The sequence below is a fragment of the Pseudomonas protegens genome (genome assembly GCF_003732485.1).
Taxonomy (GTDB): domain Bacteria; phylum Pseudomonadota; class Gammaproteobacteria; order Pseudomonadales; family Pseudomonadaceae; genus Aquipseudomonas; species Aquipseudomonas protegens_B.
This window is the reverse complement of sequence record NZ_MOAK01000081.1, coordinates 203,576-208,430: the sequence shown is the minus strand read 5'-3', so window position 1 is coordinate 208,430 and position 4,855 is coordinate 203,576. Positions and strand designations below refer to the sequence as shown.

General features: G+C 62.8%; 3 protein-coding genes and 1 pseudogene. 1 reads left to right on the top strand and 3 read right to left on the bottom strand.

The genetic code is table 11. The features are described 5' to 3' along the window. The 3 genes from BLX41_RS24795 to pap form a co-directional block, all read right to left on the bottom strand. A partial coding sequence (locus BLX41_RS24795) for a DMT family transporter (RefSeq protein ID WP_148059776.1) occupies nt 1-974 on the bottom strand: 974 nt, incomplete at its 3' end. A 159-nt stretch (nt 975-1,133) separates the two neighbouring features. Then, nucleotides 1,134-2,318, bottom strand: a complete 1,185-nt coding sequence (locus tag BLX41_RS24790; protein WP_102860833.1) for a thiolase family protein — start codon at nt 2,316-2,318, stop codon at nt 1,134-1,136. Between the two features lie 102 nt (nt 2,319-2,420). Beyond that, nucleotides 2,421-3,944, bottom strand: a complete 1,524-nt coding sequence (pap, locus tag BLX41_RS24785; RefSeq protein ID WP_123727005.1) for a polyphosphate:AMP phosphotransferase — start codon at nt 3,942-3,944, stop codon at nt 2,421-2,423. Nucleotides 3,945-4,092: 148 nt separating this feature from the next. Here pap and mnmC2 point away from each other — a divergent pair. Next, nucleotides 4,093-4,855: pseudogene (gene mnmC2 / locus BLX41_RS36190) on the top strand (tRNA (5-methylaminomethyl-2-thiouridine)(34)-methyltransferase MnmC2); the annotation flags it as partial.

The following is a 4,855-nucleotide window of genomic DNA, read 5'->3' as shown; positions in this document are numbered from 1 at the left end:
CTTGCCAGCGACGCTCCCCCCGCAGCGATCCGCTGCCTCCGGGCGCGCAACCCCGCCATCAACGACGGCCCCAACGCCGTCAACGCCGAGCCCAGTACCACCAGCAGCGCCCCGCCATAACCCAGGCCATTGATTTCCTCGGCATGCACATACTCCGGCCAGACCCAGGCTGCCCAGGCCACCGCGGCAAAGGTCACCAGAGGTGTGATCGCCAGGGTCGCACTGACCCGCGATGCCTCCCAATGGGCCAGGGCTTCGGCAAAGGCGCCATAGGCGACCAGGGTGTTCAGGCAACAGGCCAGCAACAACCAGCCCTGTAGCGGACTCAGCTCCAGGGCCTCCAGCGGATGCACCCACGGGGTGAGCAACAGTGCACAGAACAGGTAGATCACCATCATCACCTGCAATGAATTCCACACGCTCAACAACTGCTTCTGGCCCAAGGCATAAAAGGTCCAGACCGCCGAAGCCGCAAGAATGGTGAGAACGCCGGCGGTGTAGTCACTCAGGGAGGTCAACAGCTCGGTCAGGCGCTGATTGAAGAACAGCCCGAAACCGAGCAACAGCACCAGCAGTCCCAGGCCTTGCCCCAGACTGAAGCGCTCCTTGAACACAAAGACACTGGCGATCAGCAACAGGATCGGCCCCATCTGCACCACCAGTTGCGCAGTGCCCGGGCTCAGCAGGTTCAGGCCCATCAGGTACAACACATAGTTGCCCACCAGACCGCAGACCGAAATCGGCACCAGCCACACCCCCTTGGGACCGAGCGCGCGCCAGCGCGGCAAACGCCCCACCGCCGCCAGATAGAAAAACAGACAGCCGCCGGACACCAGCAGGCGAAACCAGGTCACGGTCACCGGGTCCATCACCAGCAGCACTTGCTTGAGCTTGATGGGCAGGATGCCCCACAACAACGCGGTCAATAAGGCGAGGAACAAGCCATAAACCCAACGACCGGACGAGACATGCATGCGAACCCCACAAAGCCTGACGAGCAAGGTCCACATTCTAGGCCCGGGCCAGGGGCCGACACAGAGACAGTTGGCAGCAAAGCGCAAACAAGATTGTGCAGGTCGTAAAAAGCACAGGCCGTCCCCCTTAGGAGCCGGCCTGCCGGCGAAGCTCGAAACCTAGCGCACGGCTTCGAACAGCCCCGTCGCCCCCATCCCGCCCCCCACACACATGGTGACGATGCCGTACCGCAGGTTGCGCCGCTGCAACTCACGCACCAGATGCCCCACCTGACGGGAACCGGTCATGCCAAACGGGTGGCCAATGGCAATCGAACCGCCATTGACGTTGTACTTGGCGTTATCGATCTCCAGCCGATCGCGGGCATACAGGCACTGGGACGCGAAGGCCTCATTGAGTTCCCACAGGTCGATGTCATCCACTGTCAGGCCCTTGGCCTTGAGCAGCTTGGGCACCGAGAACACCGGGCCGATCCCCATTTCGTCCGGCTCGCAGCCGGCCACGGTAAAGCCGCGGAAGAACGCCTTGGGCTTGAGTCCCAGGGCCAGGGCCCGTTCCAGGCTCATCACCAGGGTCATCGAGGCACCATCGGACAGCTGCGAAGAGTTGCCCGCGGTGACCGAACCATCCTCGGCAAACACCGGCTTGAGCGCCGCGAGGTTCTCCAGCGTGGTATCGGGGCGGTTGCAGTCGTCACGATCCACCACGCCGTCAACCATCTGTACCTGTCCGGTGTTCTTGTCCTCGACCTTGTACTTGACCGTCATCGGTACGATCTCGTCGCTGAACAGGCCGTCAGCCTGGGCCTGGGCGGTACGTTGCTGGCTTTGCAGGGAATAGAGATCCTGGGCCTCGCGGCTGACGTTGTAGCGCCGGGCTACCACTTCCGCGGTCTGGCCCATGGGGAAGTAGATGCCCGGCACCTGCTCCTTGAGCAGCGGGTTGATCAGGTTGTCAGTATTGACGCTCTTCATGGTCAGGCTGATGGACTCGACGCCACCGGCAACGATGATGTCGCTGCAGCCGGAGGCGATCTGGTTGGCGGCGATGGCAATCGCCTGCAGGCCTGAAGAGCAGAAACGGTTGAGGGTCATGCCCGCAGTGCCGGTACCCAGAGCGGAGAGCACGGCGACATTACGACCGATGTTGAAACCCTGGGCGCCTTCATTGGAGCCGGCGCCGACGATGCAATCCTCGACGCTGGCCGGGTCGATGCCGTTGCGGGCGAGCAGCGCATTGACGCAGTGAGCCGCCATGTCATCCGGGCGGGTTTGATTGAACTTGCCCCGAAAGGACTTGGCCAGGCCAGTCCGTACGCTGTCGACGATCACCACTTCACGCATGACGCACCTCATTGTTGTTGTCGGCTGGAAGAGCATCGAGCATAGAGCCCCCTCCTCTCCCACCGCGACAATCATTCACTGGGCGTATGCGCGACCATCGGCCTACTTCTTGTCCTTCTTCTGTTTTTTATCGTGCTTGTCGGAACGCTCGAAGGCCGCCTCCAGGGCCCGGTTGATGGTGCGCAGAACCTTGACCCGGGCCCAGCGCTTGTCGTTGGCCTCCACCAACGTCCAGGGCGCCACTTCGGTGCTGGTGCGGTCCACCATGTCGCCGACGGCGGTACGGTAGTCGCCCCACTTGTCGCGGTTGCGCCAATCGTCCTCGGTGATCTTGAAGCGCTTGAAGGGAATCGCCTCCCGTGCCTGGAAACGCTCCAATTGTGTGTCCTTGTCGATGGCCAGCCAGAACTTCACCACGATCACCCGGGCATCGGCCAACTGCTCCTCGAAGTCGTTGATCTCGCTGTAGGCCCGCAGCCAGTCAGCGGGCTGACAGAAGCCCTCGACCCGCTCCACCAGCACCCGGCCGTACCAGGAACGGTCGAAGATGGTGAACTTGCCGCGCGCCGGAATATGCCGCCAGAAACGCCAGAGGTAGGGTTGCGCCCGCTCTTCTTCAGTGGGCGCGGCAATCGGCACGATGCTGTACTGGCGCGGGTCCAGCGCCGCCGCGACCCGGCGAATGGCGCCGCCCTTGCCGGCAGCGTCATTGCCTTCGAACACCGCCACCAGGGCGTGCTTGCGCATGCGCTTGTCCCGCAGCAAACCGGCCAGACGCGCCTGTTCGGTAATCAACTGTTCCTCGTAGTCGTCCTTGTCCAGGTGCTGGGTCATATCCAGGCTGTCCAGCAGACTGAGCTGATCCACCGCGGTCGGTAACGGTGCGGCGTTGACCTGCACCGGCATCAACGGCTGACGGCTCAAGGCATTCTGCAGCCCTTCCAGAAGGATCCGGCCCACGGTCAGGCTGCGGTAGTGAGGATCGACGCCCTCGATCACATGCCAGGGCGCATAGTCTCGACTAGTGCGGCGCAAGACCCGCTCGCCGTACTTGACGAACTTGTCGTAGGTTTGCGACTGCTGCCAATCCAGCGGGCTGATGCGCCAGCTGTGCAGCGGGTCATCCTGCAAGGACTTGAGGCGGTCCTTCATCTGTTTCTTGGACAGGTGAAACCAGAACTTGAAGATCAGCGCGCCTTCATCGCAGAGCATCTTTTCCAGGCGTTCGGCGCCATTGATTGCCTGGTCCAGGCGCGGGTCCTTGATCTCGCCATGGACCCGGCCCTGGAGCATCTGGCTGTACCAGTTGCCGAAAAACACCCCCATGCGCCCCTTGGCCGGAAGCATCCGCCAGTAGCGCCAGGCCGGAGGTCGGGCCAGTTCTTCATCGGTCTGCTGGTCGAAGGTGCGCACCTCGATCAGACGCGGGTCCATCCATTCGTTGAGCAACTTGACCGTCTCGCCCTTGCCCGCGCCCTCGACGCCGTTGATCAGCACTATCACTGGAAACTTGGCCTTCTGGCGTAGCTCGAACTGGGCTTCGAGCAAGGCCTCACGCAGGGCCGGCACCTCGGCGTCGTAGGTTTCTTTGTCGATGGCGTGACCGATTTCAGCGGATTCGAACATGGGCGGCTTCCTTCCAAGAATGGTCCAAGACTAGCGGATGGACCTCGACCAAGGAAAACAAATCCCTGAACCCGCCACGGCTTGCCGTGGATCAGGCACGGGGCCGGTGATCGGCTAGAATGGCCGCCTTGCGCCAAACGAGCCGAACATGACACCTGAACTGCCCCACGCCCAGCTCGACTGGGACGACCAAGGACGCCCGCGCTCGCGGGTCTTCGATGACGTGTACTTCTCCAGCGAATCGGGCCTGGATGAAACCCGTCATGTATTCATCGAACAGAACCGCCTGCGGGAGCGCTTTGCCGCGTTGAAGCCCGGCGAGAGATTTGTCATCGGTGAAACCGGCTTCGGTACCGGGCTGAATTTTCTCTGCGCCTGGCAGTTGTTCCAGGAGCAGGCACCGGCCACTGCCCGGCTGCATTTCGTCAGCGTCGAAAAGTACCCCTTGAACCCTGCAGATCTGCAACGGGCCCTGGCCCTGTGGCCGGAACTGGCGAACCTGACACAGCAACTGCTCAAGCACTACATCGCCGTGCACCAGGGCTTCCAGCGCATCGCCCTGGAGGGCGGCCGGGTCATCCTGACCTTGCTGATCGGCGATGCCCTGGAGCAACTGCCGCAACTGGACGCCCAGATCGATGCCTGGTTTCTCGACGGCTTCGCCCCGGCAAAGAACCCCGACATGTGGACCCCGGAGCTGTTCGCACAACTGGCGCGCTTGGCCGCACCGGGCTCCACCATCAGTACCTTCACCAGCACCGGCTGGGTACGGCGCCTGTTGAACGGGGCGGGCTTCAAGATGAAGCGCACTCCGGGCATCGGCCACAAGTGGGAAGTGCTGCGGGGCGAGTTCCTCGGCTGGCCCGAAGACACCCCACCGCCGGCCCGGGCCAAGCCCTGGTTCGCGCGCC